Below are 19,206 nucleotides of genomic sequence, written 5' to 3'. Positions count from 1 at the left end.
GCGCCTGGTCGTCGCCGGCAAACCAAAGAAGGTCGCCCTCGTGGCAGCCATGCGCAAGCTCCTGACGGTGCTCAACGCCATCGCCAAGAGTGGCAAGCATTGGGACGATTCGCTTCATTCGGCTTGACTTGCAAGACGGTTGCTCAGAGTTTCGGGATGCGCAGCGTCTTGCTGATCATCAGCGTGCCCGAGAGCCCGAAGAGCAGGCTGAGCGGATGCAGCTCCCACGGCCCGAGCACCCAGGCGCCGCCCCAGATCGCATCGCCGACATGGCCGTACCGCGCCGCGACCGTCAGCACGCCCACCAGCACCACGCTGGTCGGGATGGGCGTGCCTTCGAAGTACTTGACCTTGTCGGCGCCTTCGGAAAGCGCCTCGGCCGTCACGTTGTAGCGCGCCAGCCGGCTCACGCCGCAGCAGACGAAATAGATGAGCAGCATGCAGTCCCATCCCCCGTCGAGCCCGGCGGCGAAGCCGAGCGCGGCCGGCGCCACGCCGAAGGAGATGACGTCGGCCAGCGAATCGAGTTCGCGCCCGAGCGCCGAGTGGGTCTGCCGCCAGCGCGCGATGCGGCCGTCGAACACGTCGAAGATGAAGGCGGCGGGCGCCAGCGCGGCGGCCCAGTAGAACTGCGCCACGGACTGGCTCGCCATGTAGGCCATCGCGAGGAAGACGCCGCCGACGCCGCAGGCCGCGTTGCCGAGGGTGAAGACATCCGCCAGGTGGAAGCCCCGGATCATCGAGAAGTGCTTGCGCACCGGCGCCGCGGCGGAAGGAGGAGTGGGCATGAAGGGCTTTCGAAGGAGAAAGGTGCGAGGCACCTTAGCGCAAATGCGCGCGGGCTTCTGTAGTCGCGCTCCGATGCCGGCCCGCAACCTTCATGCCCGGGCGGGTCGCGGCGCGGCGTCCCGCGCTTCGGCGATGTCGGCGAAACGGCCCAGCAGCCGCGCGGCGCTCGCCGTGCCGGCAACGCGCGCGCGCAGCGCGGCGGGGTCGGTGCCCTGGGCACGCGCGTCCTCGGCCAGCAGGTCGACGTAGCCGCGCATGATGTCGGCGTCGAATTCGGGGTGGAACTGCACGCCCCAGGCCGCCGCGCCGACGCGGAAGGCCTGGACCGGCTCGAAGGCATTGCCCGCCAGGCGCACCGCGCCCGCGGGCAGCCGCAATGCGCTTTGCCGGTGCGCCACGTGCGCCTCGAAGCGCTCGGGCAGCTCGCGCAGCAGGGCGTCGTCCGCCGCGTCGGCGGTGAGCTGGATCTCGACCGTGCCGAGCTCCATGCCCACGGGGTGGTCGCCGGCCTCGCCGCCGAGCGCATCGGCCAGCAGCTGATGGCCGAAGCAGATGCCCAGCACCGGCGTGCCGTGCGCGACCAGCCCGGCCAGACAGGCACCGGTGGCTTCGCTCCAGGCTTCGCGGTGGGACACCATGGCGTGCGAACCGGTCACGATGGCGCCCGAGAGGGTGTCCGGCGCGGGGAGCGTGTCGCCCTTGCGCGGGTCGAGCACCATGACCGGCAGGCGGGTGTCGCCCAGGCCGGCAGCGATCCAGTGCTCGAAGTCGCCGCGCCGCTCGCGCAGCGCGTCGAAGGTGTCGCCGGCCTTGATGATGGCCAGGGGGCGGGGGGAGATGTCTTCCATTCCCGTCATCATGTCACGGCGGGACGGATGCATCGCAGGCCGCGACGGCCGCGGGAATGCGCGCGGCCACCCGCAGCACCAGGTCCTGGCGCTGCGGTGCCTCGCGCCAGCGCCGCCGCGTGCCCGTTTCCCACTCTGGATGGCTGCGCGCCGGCTGCGCCGCGCGCACGAGTTCGGCGAGGGCCCGCTGCGCACGCGCGTTCGCGGCCGGTGCCGCCGGCGAGGATGCGGGGACCCGGTCGAGCGCCGCATGGCCGCGTTGTTCGAGGGCGCGCAGGAGCCCCAGCTGCCAGGCGGCGAGCACGAAGAGCACGCGGTCTTCCACCGTGAGCTCGTGCACGTCGCGCAGCTTGTTGAAGAGCTTGCGGCCCAGCGGCCCCCAGCCCTGCGAGACCGCGCCGCCGATGGCGCCGCCCAGGGCCGCGCCCGCGCCCAGCGAGAGGCCGGCGAGGGCGAGATCCGCCGCCACGCCCACCGCCGCGCCCACCACCACGCCCTTGCCGAGCAGGATGCCCGCGTCCTTCAGCGCCTCGGGATGGAAGAAGTCCATGGCCCATCGGCCTTCGAGCTGCGGCAGCGGCGACTCGTCGGCGTCGCCTTCGCGAAAGCCGTAGAGCGTGAGCAGGTCGTCCGTGCAGCGCTGGGCCTTGTCGAAGACGTCCTTTCGCAGCGCCGCAACCAGCCGCTCCCGGCTCGTCGCGAGTTCGAACTCCACGGCCGATGCGCTGCGGCGCATCGAGGCCGCATCGACCAGCAGGTCGGCGATGCGAGCGGCCGCGGCTTGCCGCCGCCGCTCGGCTTCGGCCTCGAGAAACGTGGCCACGCCATCGAGGCGCGCGCGCTTGTCGCGCAGCAGCGTCGCGAGGTCGCGGTAGAGCTCGCGTTCGGCGCCGACGAAAGGCGCGGCGGCGTCGAAGCGCACCACCACGTGCAGGCCGTAGGCCGAGAGCAGTTCCTTCCACGCGGCCTCGCGGCTGCCGGTGCCGCGCAGGAAGTTCAGCACCGGCAGCACCGGCCGCGCGCAGGCGTTCAGCAATTCGATCTCGGCGCGGAACTTGGGCAGCACGGGCTCGCGCGCATCGATGACGAGGAAGGCGGCGTCGACGTCGAGCATCGCACGCAGCACCTTGGCTTCCTGCTCGAACACGCCATGCGCCTCGGGGCCCTGCAGGAAGCGGCGGATGCGCTCCGGCGGGGTCAGACCGCGGTCGTAGGCCTCGAGGTGCTCGCGCAGCGCGACGGCATCTTCCAGGCCCGGCGTGTCGAGGAATCGCACGGCCGGCGCGCCCTCGACCCTGAGTTCCACGCTCTCGACGTGGCGGGTGGTGCCCGGCCGCTCGGAGACCTCGCCGAAGTTCACCCGGCGCGTGAGGGTGCGCAGCAGCGAGGTCTTGCCGGCGTTGGTGTGGCCGACGACAGCGATGCGAATGGCGCTGTCCGTGTTCATTGCCATCCATTCAGGACGGCATCGGGTGCGTCGCCATCCCTTGCGCCGGCGAGATCGCCGAGGCCGGTGTCTGCAAGCCAGGCCAGCCAGCGCTGGCCCGCGGCCTTGTCCGTACCGATGCCGAGCAGCCACAGCCGGCACTCGCCGCAAAGCGACATCAGCTCGCGCAGGAAGCGCTCGGTGCCGCGGTCTGGCGTCGAGGCCGCATGGCAGCCGACGAGCACGCGCCGCGGGCGGATGCGCGCAAGGGTGTCGAACAGCTCGCGCCGCGCGCCCGCGCTGCCGTCGACGCGGAGCACGCGCGCTGCAGTGCGCTCCAGCGCGGGTGGTGGCCAAGGCAATTCGTCCGGCAGCTCGAAGCCGATGGCCACCAGCGTGTCGCTGGTGTCGCCGGGCGGTGGGCGGCTGGGCGCGCCATGCGGCGCGCGGCCCGGGTCGGCGTCGACGATGTGGCGCGGTTCGAGCGCATCGAAGCGCGCGAGCAGCCGGTGGAAGTAGGGCAGCGAGAGGTCGGGGCGCAAGGCCGTCCTGCGGGCGCGCCACACGGCCGCGCTCAGCAGCGCGAAGACCAGGCGAGGCAGCAGGCCATAGACCACCAGGCAGCCCGTGAGCCACAGCGCCCAGGCGCGCTGGCCGGACGCGGCCGCCAGCGGCGACAGCACCGCCTGCGTGTCGGGCACCGGAAAGCCCAGCAAGGCCGGCGCCCAGCCGAGCAGCCGCACGCCGCGCACGAAGAAGCCGGGTTCGAGGATCGTGGTCTCCCAGCTGAGCGTGAAGTTGCGGAATGCGAGCGCGAAGAGGAGCACGGCCAGCACCACCGCGAAGGAGAGCGCCCAGATCGTGTGGCTCACGAAGCCAAGCGCCCAGGGCAGGAGCCGCGCGCGCGCCAGCAGGCGCGTGAGGGCGCGCAGCAGTAGCGGCCCCTGGCCGCGCTTGCCGCCGGCCACGCGCGTCGTGAGCGCGAGCCACAGCCAGCCGAAGGAGGCATGGAAGGCGCCGAAGGCGCGCAAGGGCGCGAGCAGGCCCACGAGCCAGAGCAGCAGCGTCAGCACGTGCAGCCCGAGCAGGCTGACCAGCGCGACCACCACATTGATCTTGCGTTCGCTGCCGCCGATCACGCTGCCGGCCAGGCTGAGCCCGCCCAGCACGATGAGCGACACCAGGCCCAGCAGCACCCATGGCGCCCATGCGCGCGCGCGGGCCAGCTCATCCTGCAGGCCGATGCGCAAGCCGAGGATGCGCGCGCGCTCGACGATGCGGCCGCTGCCGTCCGGCCTGGCCGCCATGGCCTCGCGCACCGCCTGGGCGTCGTCCAGCGGCCCGGCCTCTTCGACCAGTTGCACGGCCACGGTGATCGTCGCGTCCTGGAAAGCAGGTGGGGGCGCTGCTGGGTTCAACGGCTTCCTTCAGAGAGCGCGGAATTATGCCCGCCGCTCCCCGGCCCTTCGCGCAAAGGCTCAGCGCCAGAAAAAACGGGGCCGCGCACGACCCCGTGACTCCTGCCCGTTGCGCGGCAGGAATGAGGAATGTGTTTTCAGCGCAGGCCGAAGAAGGAGAGCACGGCGACGACGACGACGACCAGACCGACGATGTAGATGATGGAATTCACGGCTGATACCTCTGTAATAAAGACAGTTTCAGCTTGGCCCTCCGCCACAGCGAAGGATGTCGGCGGCGGACCTCGCACGCTGTAGGACTCACGACGCCTCGTCGCTGCCGTCGCCCAGGAAGCCGCCGCTCTGGTGCGCCCACAGCCGCGCATAGAGGCCGCCGCGCGCCAGCAGGCTCTTGTGGTCGCCTTCCTCGACCACGCGGCCTTCGTCCAGCACGATCAGCCGGTCCATGGCCGCGATGGTCGACAGGCGGTGCGCGATCGCGATCACCGTCTTGCCCTCCATCAGGCGGTAGAGGCTGGCCTGGATGGCGGCCTCGACCTCGGAGTCGAGCGCGCTGGTGGCCTCGTCGAGCAGCAGGATCGGCGCGTCCTTGAGCATCACCCGCGCGATCGCGACGCGCTGGCGCTGGCCGCCCGAGAGCTTGMCSCCGCGCTCGCCCACGTGCGCCTCGTAGCCGCGCCGGCCGTTCGGGTCGCCCAGCGTCTGGATGAATTCGTGCGCCTCGGCGCGCTCGGCGGCGGCGCGGATCGCGTCTTCGCCCGCGTCCGGCCGGCCATAGGCGATGTTGTCGGCCACCGAGCGGTGCATGAGCGAGGTGTCCTGCGTGACCATGCCGATGTGGGCGCGCAGGCTGTCCTGCGTGACGTGGGCGATGTCCTGGCCGTCGATCAGGATGCGGCCGCTTTCCAGGTCGTGGAAGCGCAGCAGCAGGTTCACCAGTGTCGACTTGCCGGCGCCCGAGCGCCCGACCAGGCCGATCTTCTCCCCGGGCGCGACGGTGAGCGTGAGGTCGTCGATGACGCGCCTGCCGCCGTCGCCGTAGCGGAAGCTCGCATGGTCGAAGCGCACCTCGCCGCGCGGCACCACCAGCGGCACCGCGTCGGCCGCATCGAGCACGGTGCGCGGGCGCGAGAGCGTCTTCATGCCGTCCTGCACCGTGCCGATGTTCTCGAACAGGCTGGTCATCTCCCACATGATCCAGTGCGACATGCCTTGCAGGCGCAGCGCCATCGCGGTTGCCGCGGCCACCGCGCCGATGCCGACCGCGCCCTTCGACCAGAGCCACAGCGCGGTGCCCGCCATGCCGGCGGTGAGCGCCATGCTCAGCGTGTGGTTGACGATCTCGAAGGCGCTCACCATGCGCATCTGGCCGTAGCCCGTCTGCATGAACTCCTTCATGGCCGCGCGCGCGAAGCCGGCTTCGCGCTGGGTGTGCGAGAAGAGCTTGACGGTCGCGATGTTGGTGTAGGCGTCGGTGACGCGGCCGGTCATGAGCGCGCGCGCGTCGGCCTGCGCCTTGCCGATCCTGCCCAGGCGCGGGACGAAGAAGAACAGGGTCGCGATGTAGCAGGCGAGCCAGGCCACGAAGGGCAGCATGAGCTGGCTGTCGAGCACCGCCGCCAGGACGATCATGGTGGCGATGTAGACGCCCATGGCCACCAGCACGTCGGCCAGCACGAAGATGGTTTCGCGCACGGCCAGCGCCGTCTGCATCACCTTGGCCGTGATGCGGCCGGCGAACTCGTCCTGGTAGAAAGCCATGCTCTGGCCGAGCATGAGGCGGTGGAAGTTCCAGCGCAGGCGCATCGGCAGGTTCACCGCCAGCGTCTGGTGCTTGACGATGGTCTGCAGCGCCACGACCCCGATGCTCGCGAGCAGGGCGATGCCGAGCCAGGCGAGCGTGGTGCCGCGCTCTTGCCACAGCCGCGCCGGCACCTGGCCGCCCAGCCAGTCGACGATGCGCCCCAGCATCGCGAAGAGCAGGGCCTCGAAGGCCGACATGATCGCGGTGAGCAGGGCCATCGCCGCGATCTTGCCGCGCAGGCCGTCGGTGCAGGCCCAGAGGAAGGCAAGAAAGCCCGGCGGCGGCAGTGCGGGCTCGGCGGGGGGGTAGGGGTGAAGAAGTCTTTCGAAGAAACGGAACAAGGCGGGCTGTCTCCAGTGAGGCGTGACTGTAGCGGGTCGTCTTCCCCTTCACCCCCCGAGGGACGTCGCGAGGGCGGCGACCGACAGGCGCTCGCCCAGGAAATCGATGAAGCTGCGCAGCTTGGGCGCCATGTACTGGCGGCTGGTGTAGACGGCGAAAAGCGTCACCGGCGGGGCGGCATGGTCGGGCACCAGCTTGACCAGAAGGCCCCGCGCGAGATCGTCGTCGACCAGCCATTCGGGAAGAAAGGACATGCCCATGCCCGCGCGCACCGCATGCAGCGTGAGGTTGGTGTCGTCGGAGCGCAGCACGGGCTGCAGCCGCAGCGGCGCCTGCCGGCCGCCCGGGCCCTTCAGCGCGAGGCCTTCCAGGTTCACGTAGCTCGGCACGATGGCGCCGAGCTTCGCGAGATCCGCGGGCGTGGCCGGCAGGCCGGCGCGCGCGACATACGCGGGCGTGGCGACCAGGTGGAACTGCAGGCGGCACAGCGGCCGCGCGATCAGCGCCGGCGAAGGCTCCTGCGTGGCGCGCAAGGCGAGGTCGTAGCCGTCGGCGGTGAGGTCGACCTTGCGGTTCTCCAGGTGCATGTCGACCAGCACTTCGGGGCAGCGCTCTCGGTAGTCGGCCAGCACGCGGGCAAAGCGCGGCGTGGCGCACCACACAGGCGCGCTCACCTTGAGCTGGCCGCGCGGCACCTCGTTCTTCCGACCGATGGCGGCTTCGGCGGCGTCGAGCAGGTCGAGCGCGCGCCGGCTCTGCTCGTACCAGGCCGCGCCGGCTTCCGTCAGGCTCAGGTGCCGGCTGGAGCGATGCAGCAGGCGCGCGCCCAGCGACTTCTCGAGCTGCGCCACGTGCTTGCTGGCCATGGGCGCCGACACGCCCAGGCGATCGGCCGCGGCGGTGAAGCTGCCCGATTCGACGACCTCGCGGAACACGCGCAGGCTGGTCAGGCGGTCCATGGATGATTTCCTCTGGAGAAATGAATCGATGAATCCTAGCCTATCGATTTCTCCGAGGGAAATGCCTAAACTGCCCCTCAAGGAGCATTCCATGACCACACTTCAGCCTCTGCCCACCTACTTCATCTCCCACGGCGGCGGCCCGTGGCCGTGGATGAAGAAGGAGATGGGCGACAAGTACGACAAGCTCGAAGCCGCGCTTGCCGACATGCCGCGCCAGATCGGCCGCAAGCCCGACGCCATCCTGATGATTTCCGCCCACTGGGAGGAGCCCGCCTTCACGGTGATGGCCAGCCCGCGCCCGCCGATGATCTACGACTACGGCGGCTTCCCCGAACACACCTACAGCGTGCGCTACGACGCGCCGGGCTCGCCCGCTCTCGCGCGCCGCGTGCAGGGGCTGGTCGAGGCGGCGGGCCTGCCTTCGGGGCTCGATGCCGAGCGCGGCTTCGACCATGGCACCTTCTCCCCGATGGCCGCGATCTACCCCAGGGCCGAGGTGCCGGTGGTGCAGCTCTCGCTGCGGCGCGGGCTCGATCCCGCCGAGCACATCGCGCTGGGCCGCACGCTGGCGCCGCTGCGCAGCGAGAACGTGCTGATCATCGGCAGCGGACTGAGCTATCACAACCTGCGCCAGTTCGGCCCGCAGGCGCGCGAGGTCTCGAAGGCCTTCGACGACTGGCTCGACGCCGCCGTCGTCGGCGCCACGCCGGCGCAGCGCGTCGAACGCCTTCTGGCCTGGTCGTCGGCGCCGGCCGCGCGCATCGCGCATCCGCGCGAAGAGCACCTGATCCCGCTCATGGTGGCGGTGGGCGCGGCGGAAGGGGAGGCCGGCGAGCGCGTCTACCACGAGGATGCGTTCATGGGCGGCATCGCCGTGTCGAGCTTCCGTTTCGGGCTCGCGGCACAATCCGCGGGTGCCTGATTCCCTCCCCACCCTCGACCCTCGGGCGGATGCCGACGCGCACCGCCTGATCGCGCGCATCGACGCGCTCTCCACCCACCACGATGCGCTGCATGGCGGCGTGCGCGTGCGCTGGCGCCGCTTCGGCACCAGCGAGGCCCGGCCGCCGCTGGTCTTGCTGCATGGCGGCCACGGCAGCTGGATGCACTGGCTGCGCAACGTCGAGGCGCTCAGCGCCACGCGAACGCTGTGGCTGCCCGACATGCCGGGCTTCAACGAATCCGACGCGGCGCCGCCGCCCGCGCCGGGCGAAGCGCCGATCGGGCCGCTGCTCGATGCCCTTGGCGGCACGCTCGACGGCCTGATCGGAGCCGGGACGGAGATCGACCTCGGCGGCTTCTCCTTCGGCGGGCTGACCGCCGCGAAGTTCGCCCAGCGGCGGGGCCACGTCCGCCGGCTGGCCCTGGTGGGCAGCGGCGGCCACGGCACGATGCGGCGCATGACGGCGCAGATGATCAACTGGCGCGCCGCCAAGGACCGCGAGGAGGAGCGCGCCGCGCTGCTGCACAACCTCGCCGCGCTGATGTTGCATGACAAGGCCGCGATCGACGCGCTCGCGTTCGTGATCCACGACATCTCCTGCCACGGCACGCGCTTTCGCAGCAAGGATGTCTCGCAGGCGGGCGGGCTGCAGGCCGCGCTCGATACCTTCGCCGGGCCGCAATTGCTGGTCTGGGGCGAATACGACACGACGGCCGATTCGCGGCCGCTGGTCGCGCAGCTCGTCGCGGGGCATCCGCGGCGCCAGGGCGCGGTGGTCGATGGCGCGGGCCACTGGGCTCAGTACGAGCGCGCGGACGAAGTCAACGCGCTGCTGTTGCGCTTCCTTTGCTGACGACGTCCGACTGCGGCGGCGGGTGAGGGGCCGGGTGGTTGGCGGCGCCATCGACGGTCTGCAACTTCAGGGTGACGGATGTGCCGACACCGACTCTCGAGTCAATCTTCATGGAGCCGCCCGACTGTGCCGCGAACCCGCCCACGGCCGGCAATCCCATGCCGGAAAAGGGCGAAGCCTTCTTCGTCGTGAAGAAGGGCGTGGCGGCGGCCTGCGCGAGCTCGGCGCTCATCCCCGCACCGGTGTCGATGACCTCGAGCAGCGTGCCTGGGCGGCCGGCCTGCGGATCCAGCGACGCGCGCAGCGTCAAGTGTCCGCCCGCGGGCATGGCATCCCTCGCGTTGAGCACGAGCCGAGTCAATGCTTCCTCCAATGCCGTTCGGTCGACCCACCATGCGGGACAGTCCCTGTCGACGTCCAGGCGAACGTCGATGCGGGCATCGAGGGTATGCCTCAGAAGATCCGCGAAGGAGCAGAGGTAGGGCATCACGACCAGGCGCGCGGGCGTCAGTTGCTGTCCGCCGGTGAAGGCACACAAGGCGGCAGCCAATAGCTCGCTCCGCCGCAACACGGCGGGCTCGGGTCTTTCTTCGTGCTCTTCGACGGCGCCCGCAAGATGCCGGCGTACGGAGGCAACGATCTCAGTCAGGGCTGCGGAGGCGCCTGCTGCAACGTTTGCGTCCCGGGGGGACGTGACCTGTTGCACCAACATGGAAAGCTTTCTTCCGGCCCAATGGGCCAGACGATCATCATGCGCTGATTTCTTGCCGAAGGTGTGAATCGGCAAAGCCACTCATCCGCGAGTGTCATAGCCGCGAAGTCACCTGCCGGTCAGCTTCAAGAGCTGAACGCAGCCACTCCGGCCGGCCGACATGTCGATGCGTCCGTTCTTGACGGATGTCAACGACACAGGCGCTCGACGCGGGCTCAATGAATCCTTGTACTTTGGTTCCGAGCCCGCGCCGCGGGACAAGAGGGCTTCTCGATGACTCCGTGCCAATGTCTCGCCGTGACCGTCCAGCAACTCGCGTCCAGCCGGTTCTCATGGAAGCTGATGCAGCGGCAGGACAGCGGCGCTGTCGAGTGCGTTGCCGAATCGTCGGACAGTCTTCCCGACTATGAGCAGGCCCTCGAAGCAGGCTTTGTCGCGCTCCATTCGTTCAACGCCGTCGGCACCGGGCTCACCCAGCCTTGAGTGACTGGCGCGCTTCGCGGCGATAGGCGGCAGGCGTCGACCCGAGTTCGCGCTTGAACACGACATACATGTACTGGAGCGTCGTGAAGCCGCAGCGCTCGGCAATCTCGGCCGCCGGTAGTTCGCTCTCGCGCAACATCCGCTGCGCCGCCAGGATTCGCTGCGAAAGCAGTTCCTGGTGCAGCGTGATGCCCAGTTCCTTGCGGAAAGTGTTCTCCAGCGTGGACCGGGACACCCCGACATAGGCGGCCACCTGCTCGTTCTTGATGCCCTGGCACGCGTACTGGCGGATGTAGTAGCGAGCCTTCATCACGCCGACGCTGAAGGGCCGGGAATGGTTGCTCGACGCCTGCGCATGGAGTCCCGCCGGCGGCACGACCACCCGCGCGCCGTTCAGGCGCGCGCCGTTGAGCATCTGATGGAGCATGCGTGCGGCCGTCTGCCCCATCCGGCGCGTACCGTGGCGAACCGAGCTGAGGCCGATGCGCGTCAAGGACTGCGCCAGCGGATCGTTGTCGATGCCGACAATGGCGACCTCTTCGGGGATCGCGATGCCGGCGAGCGTGCACGCCTGCATCAGGTGGCGCGCACGCGCATCGGTGATCGCGACGATGCCCACGGGCTTCTCCAGCCCGCGGATCCATTGGGTCAACTGCTCGATGGCCGCATACCACTGGACGCCGCTGGTGCGCATCCCGCGGTGGATGTCGGGCCGAGGCACCAGCCGCGCGAAGGCCTTCTCACGCTCCTGGGCCCAGCGGTTGTCGGGGCTTTCCGGCAGCGAGTACAGCGCCAGGCGAGGCAAGCCCGCCTCAATCAGGTGGTCGTGGGCCAGCTTGACCAGCCTGAAGTTGTCCGTCGCCACGTAAGGAATGCCGGCAGGGTAGTCCGACGGGTCCGCGTGCGAGCCGCCGACGGCGACCACGGGCACCGTCGCGCCCGCGAGTGCCTCGCACACCGCGGGGTCGTCGAAGTCGGCGATGATCCCGTCGGTCCGCCATTGCGCCAGGCCCGACAGCCGGGCGCGGAAATCCTCTTCGAGGAACAGGTCCCATTCGACGCGGGTGGAGTGCAGGTAGACACCGATGGATTCGATGATCTCGCGGTCGTAGATCTTGTTGCCGTTGAAGAGCAGGGCAATGCGGTGCGGTCTGCGCGGCGGCGTGGCGCTGGGTCTTGCCATCATCGGTTCTCGCGGCATGCGTCAAAAACAACAGCCGGGTCGGCTGATTTCACAATCGGCTTTTGCGCCGCCGGATGGCAGCATGGCGCCGACAAGAACCATGAGACATTCACCGCGATGATCCACAACCCCATCCTGCCGGGCTTCAACCCCGACCCCTCGATCTGCCGTGTCGGCGAAGACTACTACATCGCGACCTCCACCTTCGAGTGGTATCCGGGCGTGCAGATCCATCATTCGCGCGACCTCGTCAACTGGACGCTCGTCAGGCGTCCCCTGGACCGCGCGGCGCAGCTCGACATGCGCGGCAATCCGGATTCCTGCGGCGTCTGGGCGCCGTGCCTGTCGCATGCCGACGGCCGCTTCTGGCTGGTGTACACCGACGTCAAGCGCTACAGCGGCAACTTCAAGGACACCCACAACTACATCGTCACCGCGCCTTCGATCGAAGGCCCGTGGAGCGACCCGATCCATGTCAACTCGTCGGGCTTCGACCCTTCGCTGTTCCACGACGACGACGGCCGCAAGTGGTTCATGAACATGTACTGGAACCATCGCAGCGATTCGGTCGGCGGCCAGCCCAAGAGCCCCGGCTTCGCCGGCATCCTGCTGCAGGAGTGGGACCCGGTGAGCGGGCGGCTCGTCGGCGACGCGAAGAACGTGTTCCGCGGCAGTCCGCTCGGGCTGGTCGAAGGCCCGCATCTCTTCAAGCGCAAGGGCTGGTACTACCTGACGGTGGCCGAAGGCGGCACCGGCTACGACCATGCCGTGACCATGGCGCGCTCGCGCCACATCGACGGGCCCTACGAACTGCCCGCGCAGCCCCACCTCATCACGTCCAAGGACGCTCCCGAGGCCGAGCTGCAGCGCGCGGGACACGGACAGATCGTGGAGACGCCGCAGGGCGAGGTCTACCACACGCACCTGTGCTCGCGCCCGATGCCCGGCTCGCGCCGCTCGCCGATGGGCCGCGAGACCGCCATCCAGAAGTGCGTGTGGCGCGACGACGACTGGCTCTACCTGGAGAGCGGCGGCGTGGTGCCGCGCGTCGACGTGCCGGCCCCCGATGCCTCGGTGCAGCCGCTGCCGGTGCGGCCCAGCCACCATCGCTTCGACGGCGATGCGCTGCCGATCGAGTTCCAGTGGCTGCGCACGCCGTATCCGGAGCGCCTGTTCACGCTGACCGGCCAGGCGCTGCGCCTGCATGGGCGCGAGTCGATCGGCAGCTGGTTCGAGCAGAGCCTGGTCGCGCGCCGCCAGGAACACTTTGCGTTCCGCGCCGAGACCGAGGTCGACTTCGATCCGCGCACCCATCAGCAGGTGGCGGGCCTGACGCACTACTACAACCAGCACAAGTTCCATCTGCTGGCCGTCACCTGGCATGAGTTGCACGGGCGGGTCCTGACGGTCTTCAGCTGCGCCGCCAACTGGCCCGAGGGCCGGCTCAGCTTCGCGCTCGACGCGCCGATTCCGCTGCCGGCGCAAGGCCCGGTGAAGCTGGCCGCCACGGTCGACCACGAGCGACTGCAGTTCCGGTACAGCATCGCCGACGGGCGCTGGGAGGACGTCGGCCCGGTGCTCGACGCCAGCCTCATCTCCGACGAGGCCGGCCGCGGTGCCTTCGGTTCGTTCACCGGCGCCTTCGTCGGCATGGTGGCTTTCGATATGTCGGGCAGCGCGCGCGCCGCCGACTTCAGCCGCTTCAGCTACATCCCGACGGTCAGCGGATTGCCGCATGAGGTCGAGCGTCCGGCGGGACGTACTGGGTGTGCAGCGCCGGTTGATGCGGATTGAGGATCGCATGCAGCACGTAGGCGGCGCCGCCGACCGCGGTGGCAAGGTCTGAATACGTGGCCAGCCGAACCACGGGCGCCGTCAGCCCGGCCCGTCGCGCGTAATCGGCGAGGACTTCGGTCGCCGCGTCGAGCATCGTGTCGCCGCCGAGCGTCACCGTCTCGCCCCCGAGCACGATCGCCTGCGGATTGAAGGTGGCCCAGACGTTCTGCAGCAGCACGCCGAGCAGGGCCCCGGCCCGCGCGAACGCGCTGCGCGTGGCGGCGTCGCGCGCGGCGATGCGCGCGCGCAGCGCCCGCCGGTCGATCACGTCGTCCTGGAAGCAGCCGGCCGCCGCGGCAATCGATTTGAGCCCGATGTAGGCCTCGGCGCAGCCCAGGCGCCCGCAGGAACAGGCTTCGCCGTCGATCACGAGCGTCGTGTGGCCTATCTCGCCGGCCGATCCGGTGGCGCCGGTGAAGAGCGCCTCGTTGAGAATGATGCCCGCGCCGACGCCCACGCCGCAGCTGATGTAGACCAGGGGGTCGTCGACCGGCCGCACGCAGAACTCGGTCTCGCCGACCGCGGCCAGATCGGCTTCGTTCTGGTAATACACCGGCACGTCGCCGAGTCCGGCCGAAGCGAGTTCGGCGCCGAGGCGGCGGCCGACCTCGACCTTGCGCCAGCCGATGTTCGGCGCGAATTCCAGCATGCCCGAGCGCTTGTCCACCGGCCCGTGCAGGCCGACGCCGATGCCCAGCAGCCGCGCGCCGGCCCGGGTGACCTTGGCGGACAGGGTCGTCACCATCGCCACCAGCTGGTGGCAGGCCTCGTCGGGGTCCTTCGAGCGCAGCGCGGCCTGGCTCGACTCCAGCACCGCGCCGTGGATCGAGGTTGCCACGACCCTGATCGCATCGGGCCCGAGATCGGCGCCCAGCAGCACGATCCGCGTGCCGTCCAGGCTCAGGGGCGTGGGCCGGCGTCCGAGCGCGCCGGTGGCGAAGGCGTCCGCCTCGACCAGCCAGCCCTCGTCGATGAGTTCCTTGATCAGGAGGCTGACGGTCGAGCGCGTCAGGCCGCTGCGCGCTGACAGGTCGGCGCGCGAGATGCCCGCCTGCTCCCGCAGCAGTCGCAGCAGCGACATGCGGTTGAGGTTCTTGACGAAGTGCTGGTCGCCCTTGATGGGTGCTGTGGACATTGACGGCTCTTGCCGGGTCGGGGCCGGCTGCACGCGAAGTTATGAATGCTGGTCGAATCAATGTTCCCACGGATTCGTCCCGGCGTGACGGATTCTGACCAGTTTACTGGGAGCGGCGCACAAAAACGGCCCGTCCGAGGGGTTTCGGAGCCTCTTGGCGTATTCCCTGATGACGCATGCCGCGCCATGGATCACATTTGTTCGGCCAACATACAAATGGAGACTCTGATGAACTTCCGCAAGTTCGCATCCTGCGCGGCGCTCGCCGTGAGCGCGGCCCTGGCCTGCGTGGGGGCCGCGGCCGCCGACGTCACGGTTCGCCTGATGCACGTCGACCAGAATCCCGAAGTCAGCGTGTTCTTCAACGACATCGCGCGTCGATTCGAATCCACGCACCCCGGCGTCAAGGTCGAGATCCAGTATCTCGAGAACGAGTCGTACAAGAAGAAGCTGACCACGCTGCTGCAGTCGCCCGAGCGGCCGAACGTGCTGTACAGCTGGGGCGGCGGCGTGCTGCGCGAGCAGATCAAGGCGGGAGTCCTCGAAGACCTGTCGGTGCCGATGGATGCGAGCTGGCGCGACCGCTTCCTGCCCGCGGCGATGCAGGCCTATACCGTCGACGGCAAGGTCTACGGCGTGCCGCAGCAGATGTCGGTGGTGGGCTTCTTCTACAACAAGGACCTGTTCGCCAAGGCCGGCGTCGATGCATCGTCGATCAAGACCTGGGACGACCTGCTGGCGGCGGTCAAGAAGTTCCAGGCCGCGGGCATCACGCCCATCATCGCCGGCGGGGGCGACAAGTGGCCGCTGCATTTCTACTGGTCGGAACTGGCGATCCGCCTCGGCGGCAAGGCGGCCTTCGAGGCCGCGCTGCAAGGCGAGGGCAAGGGCTTCGCCGACGACACCTTCGTGCGCGCGGGCGAACTGTTCAAGCAGTTGGCCGACCTGAAGCCGTTCCAGCCGGGCTACCTGGGTGCCACCTTCCCGCAGTCGACGGGACAGTTCGGCGACGGCAAGGGCGCGATGACCTTGATGCTGAATTCCCTGCTCGGCTCGATGCGGGCGAATTCGGCCAACAAGCAGGGCATTGCCGACGACAAGCTCGGCTGGATGCCGTTTCCGACCGTGCCCGGCGGCAAGGGCGAGGCGTCGGACACGCTGGGCGGCATGAACGGCTGGCTGATCACCAAGGGCTCGCCCAAGGAGGCGCTCGAGTTCATGCGCTTCTTCTCGAGCGAAGAGAACCAGCGCGTGGCGGCCGAGCGCGGCTTGTACCTGCCGGTGGTGAAGGGAACCCAGGAGTACATCAAGCACCCGATCCTGCGCCAGCTGGCGGAGAACGTCGCTCGTTCGAAGTACCACCAGCTCTTCTACGACCAGATGCTCGGCCCGTCGGTCGGTGCCGTTGTCAACGACGTCTCGGCCGACCTCGCCTCCGGGCGGATCAAGCCGGCGGATGCGGCGGCCGCCGTGCAGACGGGTTGGCAGCGCGCAACCGGCAAGTGAAGGCGCGACCCTCGCTGGCCGCGCAGCAAGGATGCGGCCTGTCTCCACCCCCATTGCCGAAAGTGCGAGCGTGATGACGACCGGTCTTTCCGAAACTGTCAGCCGTGCGGTCCTTCGCCCTTCGGCGTGGCTGCGCAGGCCTTCCGGGCGGGTGGGCGGAACGACGGCGGTGCTGCTGCTGTTCCTGCCGCCGGCGCTGTTGCTCTTCACCCTGTTCGTCGCACTGCCGATGGGGGAGGCCGCCTGGTACAGCTTCTTCAACTGGAACGGCTTCGGCACGCCGACGGAATTCGTGGGCTGGCGCAATTTCCGCCTGCTGTTCGAGAATCCGGCGTTCCGGATCGCGCTGACCAACAACGCCCTGATCATCGTGGCTTCGCTGGCCATCCAGCTGCCGCTGGCGCTGGGCATGGCGGTGCTGCTGGCCGAGCGGCTGCGCGGCACCAACACCTTCCGGCTGATCTTCTTCCTGCCCTACATCCTCGCCGAGATCGCGGCGGGCCTGATCTGGCGCTTCGTCTACGACGGCGACTATGGCTTTCTGGCCAAGATCTGGGAGGCCTTCGGCGCGACCGCGCCCTATGTGCTGGCCGACCCGGACATCGCGATGTACGCCATCCTGGTGGTGGTGATCTGGAAGTACTTCGGCTTCCACATGATCCTGTACATCGCCGGCCTGCAGCAGATCGACCGCAGCCTGTACGAGGCGGCGCGCATCGATGGCGCCTCGCGCTGGCAGATCTTCAGGCGCATCACCTTCCCCTTGCTCGGCTCGACGATCAGGCTGTCGGTGTTCTTCTGCATCCTCGGATCGATCCAGCTCTTCGACCTGATCATGCCGCTGACCAAGGGCGGCCCGTCGGACAGCACGCAGACGATGGTGACCTTCCTCTACAACTACGGCGTGACGCGGATGGAGATCGGATTCGGCAGCGCCGTGGGCGTGGTGCTCTTCCTGATCTGCGTGGTGTTCGCGTTCGGCTACAAGCGGATCCTGATGCGCAATGACTGACTCCGAATCACCCCGCGCCTCGTCGGCCTCGATGCCGTCCGTCTTGCGCTATGCGGTCCTGTTCCTGGTGGCGGGGCTGGTGCTGATTCCGCTGGTGGCGACCGCGCTGGGCGGCTTCAAGACGCTCGGCGACCTGCGCGTCAACCCGTTCGGCCTGCCGTCCCAATGGGAGTGGCGCAACTACTGGGGCATCCTCTCCGGCGGGCGCTACTGGCACCTGATGTGGAACTCGGGCGTGATCGCGGTCCTGACGGTGGTGCTGACCGTCGCGGTCTCGGCGATGGCGGCCTTCGTGTTCGTGCACGTGCGCTTCTTCGGCTCCGACTTTCTCTTCAACTACCTGCTGCTCGGCCTGATGTTCCCGGCCGCCACCGCGATCCTGCCGCTGTTCATCAAGATCCGCGATCTCGGCCTGCTCGACACCTACTGGGGCGTGGTGCTGCCGCAGGTGGCCTTCGGCCTGGCGACCAGCATCCTGCTGTTTCGCAACTACTTCAAGCAACTGCCTTCAGACCTGTTCGAAGCCGCGCTGATCGACGGCTGCGGCTACTTCAGGTTCTTCTGGCACATCATGCTGCCGCTGTCGCGGCCGATCCTGGCGACCGTCGCGGTGATCGTGTTCGTGCACAGCTGGAATGCCTACCTCCTGCCGCTCGTCGTGTTCAACCGCGACACGCTCTACACCTGGCCGCTCGGGATCATGGCCTATCAAGGCGAGTTCTCGACCGACTGGCACCTGGTGCTGGCGTTCATCACGCTGACGATCCTGCCCGCGGTCGTCATGTTCTTCGCGGCGCAGAAGCACATCGTGGCCGGCCTGACCTCGGGCTCGGTCAAGGGATGACAGACAGTCGCCGACGCCTTCGTCGGCGCGTGAATTGAAAGGCTCCAACGTGGCTTCGGTCAGCATTCAAGGCGTTCAGAAAAGCTACGGCGCGGTGCCCATCATCCGCGGCGTCGACGTCGAAATCCAGGATGGCGAGTTCGTGATCCTGGTCGGCCCGTCCGGCTGCGGCAAGTCGACGCTGCTGCGCATGATCGCCGGTCTGGAAGATATCAGCGCCGGCGAGATCCGCATCGGCGCGCGGGTGGTCAACCACGTGGAGCCCAAGGCGCGCGACATCGCGATGGTGTTCCAGAACTACGCGCTCTATCCGCACATGACGGTCGAGGAGAACATGGCCTTCTCGCTCAGGATGAAGGGCGTGCAGGACTCGGAGATCCGGCCCAGGGTCGAGCGTGCCGCGCGCATCCTCGACCTCGAGCCGGTGCTCGGGCGCCTGCCCAGGCAGCTCTCCGGCGGCCAGCGCCAGCGCGTGGCGATGGGCCGGGCGATCGTTCGCGACCCCAAGGTGTTCCTGTTCGACGAGCCGCTGTCCAACCTCGATGCCAAGCTGCGCGTCCAGATGCGCACCGAGATCAAGGCGCTGCATCAGCGGCTGGGCACCACCATCGTCTACGTGACCCATGACCAGGTCGAGGCGATGACGATGGCCGACAGGATCGTCGTGCTGCACGACGGCGTGGTCGAGCAGATCGGCGAACCGCTCGATCTCTACGACCGCCCGGCCAACCTGTTTGTCGCCGGCTTCATCGGCAGCCCGGCGATGAATGTGATCCAGGGACGCCTGCAGGACGACCACTTCCTGGTGGACGGCGGGCCGATGCTGCCCTTCGCCGGCGCGCCGACCCGCGCGCAGGGGCCGGCGGCGGTCTACGGCATACGGCCGGAGCACTTCTCGCTCGACGACGGTGGTTTCGCGGCGACGGTGGAGGTGGTCGAGCCCACCGGATCGGAGACCCAGGTGGTGGCGAGCGTGGGCGGGCAGCGGATCACGGCGGTGTTCCGCGAGCGCGTGCGCGCGCGTGCGGGCGAGCTCATCCGCATCGCCGTGCAACCCGAACGCGCGCATCTGTTCGATGCGGCGAGCGGCCAACGAATCAACTGAACAAG

At 68.9% G+C, this 19,206-nt stretch carries 18 protein-coding genes and 1 pseudogene; 9 read left to right on the top strand and 10 right to left on the bottom strand.

The window, feature by feature from the left end; translation table 11 throughout:
• Positions 1-127: pseudogene (locus AC1DNF_RS07715) on the top strand (IS110 family transposase); the annotation flags it as partial.
• A 16-nt stretch (positions 128-143) separates the two neighbouring features.
• Here AC1DNF_RS07715 and AC1DNF_RS07710 read toward each other — a convergent pair.
• The 7 genes from AC1DNF_RS07710 to AC1DNF_RS07680 all read right to left on the bottom strand — a co-directional run bounded on the left by AC1DNF_RS07710 (position 144) and on the right by AC1DNF_RS07680 (position 7,586).
• Positions 144-788, bottom strand: coding sequence for a CDP-alcohol phosphatidyltransferase family protein (locus AC1DNF_RS07710; protein ID WP_478147982.1), 645 nt, complete (start codon positions 786-788; stop codon positions 144-146).
• Positions 789-878: 90 nt separating this feature from the next.
• Complete coding sequence (locus AC1DNF_RS07705) at positions 879-1,637, bottom strand: glutamine amidotransferase (RefSeq protein ID WP_478147981.1); 759 nt, start codon at positions 1,635-1,637, stop codon at positions 879-881.
• 13 nt (positions 1,638-1,650) lie between these two features.
• A complete protein-coding gene (locus AC1DNF_RS07700; RefSeq protein WP_478147980.1) occupies positions 1,651-3,084 on the bottom strand; it encodes a GTPase/DUF3482 domain-containing protein in 1,434 nt (477 codons plus the stop codon).
• Complete coding sequence (locus AC1DNF_RS07695) at positions 3,081-4,481, bottom strand: DUF2868 domain-containing protein (RefSeq protein WP_478147979.1); 1,401 nt, start codon at positions 4,479-4,481, stop codon at positions 3,081-3,083. Before AC1DNF_RS07695 ends, AC1DNF_RS07700 begins: the two co-directional genes overlap by 4 nt.
• Positions 4,482-4,618: 137 nt before the next feature.
• On the bottom strand, positions 4,619-4,741 hold the full coding sequence (locus AC1DNF_RS07690) for a hypothetical protein (protein ID WP_478147978.1): 123 nt from the start codon (positions 4,739-4,741) through the stop codon (positions 4,619-4,621).
• Positions 4,742-4,781: 40 nt separating this feature from the next.
• Positions 4,782-6,626: an ABC transporter ATP-binding protein gene (locus AC1DNF_RS07685; RefSeq protein ID WP_478147977.1), complete on the bottom strand. Its 1,845-nt coding sequence runs from the start codon at positions 6,624-6,626 to the stop codon at positions 4,782-4,784.
• A gap of 48 nt (positions 6,627-6,674) precedes the next feature.
• A complete protein-coding gene (locus AC1DNF_RS07680) occupies positions 6,675-7,586 on the bottom strand; it encodes a LysR family transcriptional regulator (RefSeq protein WP_478147976.1) in 912 nt (303 codons plus the stop codon).
• A 91-nt stretch (positions 7,587-7,677) separates the two neighbouring features.
• On the opposite strand from AC1DNF_RS07680, the gene AC1DNF_RS07675 reads away from it, so the two are divergent.
• Both AC1DNF_RS07675 and AC1DNF_RS07670 read left to right on the top strand, forming a co-directional pair.
• Positions 7,678-8,511 carry a DODA-type extradiol aromatic ring-opening family dioxygenase gene (locus tag AC1DNF_RS07675; protein ID WP_478147975.1) on the top strand — a complete coding sequence of 278 codons (834 nt, stop codon included), beginning with the start codon at positions 7,678-7,680 and terminating at the stop codon, positions 8,509-8,511.
• On the top strand, positions 8,504-9,385 hold the full coding sequence (locus AC1DNF_RS07670; protein ID WP_478147974.1) for an alpha/beta fold hydrolase: 882 nt from the start codon (positions 8,504-8,506) through the stop codon (positions 9,383-9,385). Before AC1DNF_RS07675 ends, AC1DNF_RS07670 begins: the two co-directional genes overlap by 8 nt.
• Here the strand turns inward: AC1DNF_RS07670 and AC1DNF_RS07665 are convergent.
• The gene (locus tag AC1DNF_RS07665) at positions 9,354-10,172 is read right to left on the bottom strand and encodes a sensor histidine kinase (RefSeq protein ID WP_478147973.1); all 819 of its coding nucleotides are present in this window, start codon (positions 10,170-10,172) and stop codon (positions 9,354-9,356) included. The two genes, AC1DNF_RS07670 and AC1DNF_RS07665, sit on opposite strands and share 32 nt — an antisense overlap.
• 198 nt (positions 10,173-10,370) lie before the next feature.
• Between AC1DNF_RS07665 and AC1DNF_RS07660 the strand changes: the two genes are divergently transcribed.
• A complete protein-coding gene (locus AC1DNF_RS07660) occupies positions 10,371-10,580 on the top strand; it encodes a hypothetical protein (RefSeq protein WP_478147972.1) in 210 nt (69 codons plus the stop codon).
• On the opposite strand, the gene AC1DNF_RS07655 is transcribed toward AC1DNF_RS07660, so the two are convergent.
• Positions 10,567-11,763 (bottom strand): XylR family transcriptional regulator, encoded by a 1,197-nt coding sequence (locus AC1DNF_RS07655; protein WP_478147971.1) that lies wholly within the window; start codon positions 11,761-11,763, stop codon positions 10,567-10,569. The genes AC1DNF_RS07660 and AC1DNF_RS07655 overlap by 14 nt on opposite strands.
• Positions 11,764-11,880: 117 nt before the next feature.
• Between AC1DNF_RS07655 and AC1DNF_RS07650 the strand changes: the two genes are divergently transcribed.
• Positions 11,881-13,557, top strand: coding sequence for a glycoside hydrolase family 43 protein (locus AC1DNF_RS07650; RefSeq protein ID WP_478147970.1), 1,677 nt, complete (start codon positions 11,881-11,883; stop codon positions 13,555-13,557).
• On the opposite strand, the gene AC1DNF_RS07645 is transcribed toward AC1DNF_RS07650, so the two are convergent.
• Positions 13,484-14,734: an ROK family transcriptional regulator gene (locus AC1DNF_RS07645; protein WP_478147969.1), complete on the bottom strand. Its 1,251-nt coding sequence runs from the start codon at positions 14,732-14,734 to the stop codon at positions 13,484-13,486. The two genes, AC1DNF_RS07650 and AC1DNF_RS07645, sit on opposite strands and share 74 nt — an antisense overlap.
• Positions 14,735-14,962: 228 nt before the next feature.
• Between AC1DNF_RS07645 and AC1DNF_RS07640 the strand changes: the two genes are divergently transcribed.
• The 4 genes from AC1DNF_RS07640 to AC1DNF_RS07625 all read left to right on the top strand — a co-directional run bounded on the left by AC1DNF_RS07640 (position 14,963) and on the right by AC1DNF_RS07625 (position 19,201).
• Positions 14,963-16,240, top strand: a complete 1,278-nt coding sequence (locus tag AC1DNF_RS07640; protein ID WP_478147968.1) for an ABC transporter substrate-binding protein — start codon at positions 14,963-14,965, stop codon at positions 16,238-16,240.
• Positions 16,241-16,313: 73 nt separating this feature from the next.
• Positions 16,314-17,252: a carbohydrate ABC transporter permease gene (locus AC1DNF_RS07635; protein ID WP_478147967.1), complete on the top strand. Its 939-nt coding sequence runs from the start codon at positions 16,314-16,316 to the stop codon at positions 17,250-17,252.
• Positions 17,245-18,096 carry a carbohydrate ABC transporter permease gene (locus AC1DNF_RS07630; RefSeq protein ID WP_478147966.1) on the top strand — a complete coding sequence of 284 codons (852 nt, stop codon included), beginning with the start codon at positions 17,245-17,247 and terminating at the stop codon, positions 18,094-18,096. The genes AC1DNF_RS07635 and AC1DNF_RS07630 overlap by 8 nt, the downstream gene beginning before the upstream one ends.
• Before the next feature lie 49 nt (positions 18,097-18,145).
• A complete protein-coding gene (locus AC1DNF_RS07625) occupies positions 18,146-19,201 on the top strand; it encodes an ABC transporter ATP-binding protein (protein ID WP_478147965.1) in 1,056 nt (351 codons plus the stop codon).
• Positions 19,202-19,206: the final 5 nt, after the last annotated feature.

The organism is Variovorax sp. 01T432 (assembly GCF_056398605.1).
This window is presented reverse-complemented; position numbering and strand designations above follow the sequence as displayed.

Bases quoted from the DNA above. Each gene is read 5' to 3' on its own strand.
- AC1DNF_RS07675 (WP_478147975.1), top strand. From the start codon at position 7,678: ATGACCACACTTCAGCCTCTGCCCACCTACTTCATCTCCCACGGCGGC.
- AC1DNF_RS07630 (WP_478147966.1), top strand. From the start codon at position 17,245: ATGACTGACTCCGAATCACCCCGCGCCTCGTCGGCCTCGATGCCGTCC.
- AC1DNF_RS07640 (WP_478147968.1), top strand. From the start codon at position 14,963: ATGAACTTCCGCAAGTTCGCATCCTGCGCGGCGCTCGCCGTGAGCGCG.
- AC1DNF_RS07710 (WP_478147982.1), bottom strand. From the start codon at position 788: ATGCCCACTCCTCCTTCCGCCGCGGCGCCGGTGCGCAAGCACTTCTCG.
- AC1DNF_RS07660 (WP_478147972.1), top strand. From the start codon at position 10,371: ATGACTCCGTGCCAATGTCTCGCCGTGACCGTCCAGCAACTCGCGTCC.
- AC1DNF_RS07655 (WP_478147971.1), bottom strand. From the start codon at position 11,763: ATGGCAAGACCCAGCGCCACGCCGCCGCGCAGACCGCACCGCATTGCC.
- AC1DNF_RS07700 (WP_478147980.1), bottom strand. From the start codon at position 3,084: ATGAACACGGACAGCGCCATTCGCATCGCTGTCGTCGGCCACACCAAC.
- AC1DNF_RS07705 (WP_478147981.1), bottom strand. From the start codon at position 1,637: ATGGAAGACATCTCCCCCCGCCCCCTGGCCATCATCAAGGCCGGCGAC.
- AC1DNF_RS07650 (WP_478147970.1), top strand. From the start codon at position 11,881: ATGATCCACAACCCCATCCTGCCGGGCTTCAACCCCGACCCCTCGATC.
- AC1DNF_RS07645 (WP_478147969.1), bottom strand. From the start codon at position 14,734: ATGTCCACAGCACCCATCAAGGGCGACCAGCACTTCGTCAAGAACCTC.
- AC1DNF_RS07680 (WP_478147976.1), bottom strand. From the start codon at position 7,586: ATGGACCGCCTGACCAGCCTGCGCGTGTTCCGCGAGGTCGTCGAATCG.
- AC1DNF_RS07635 (WP_478147967.1), top strand. From the start codon at position 16,314: ATGACGACCGGTCTTTCCGAAACTGTCAGCCGTGCGGTCCTTCGCCCT.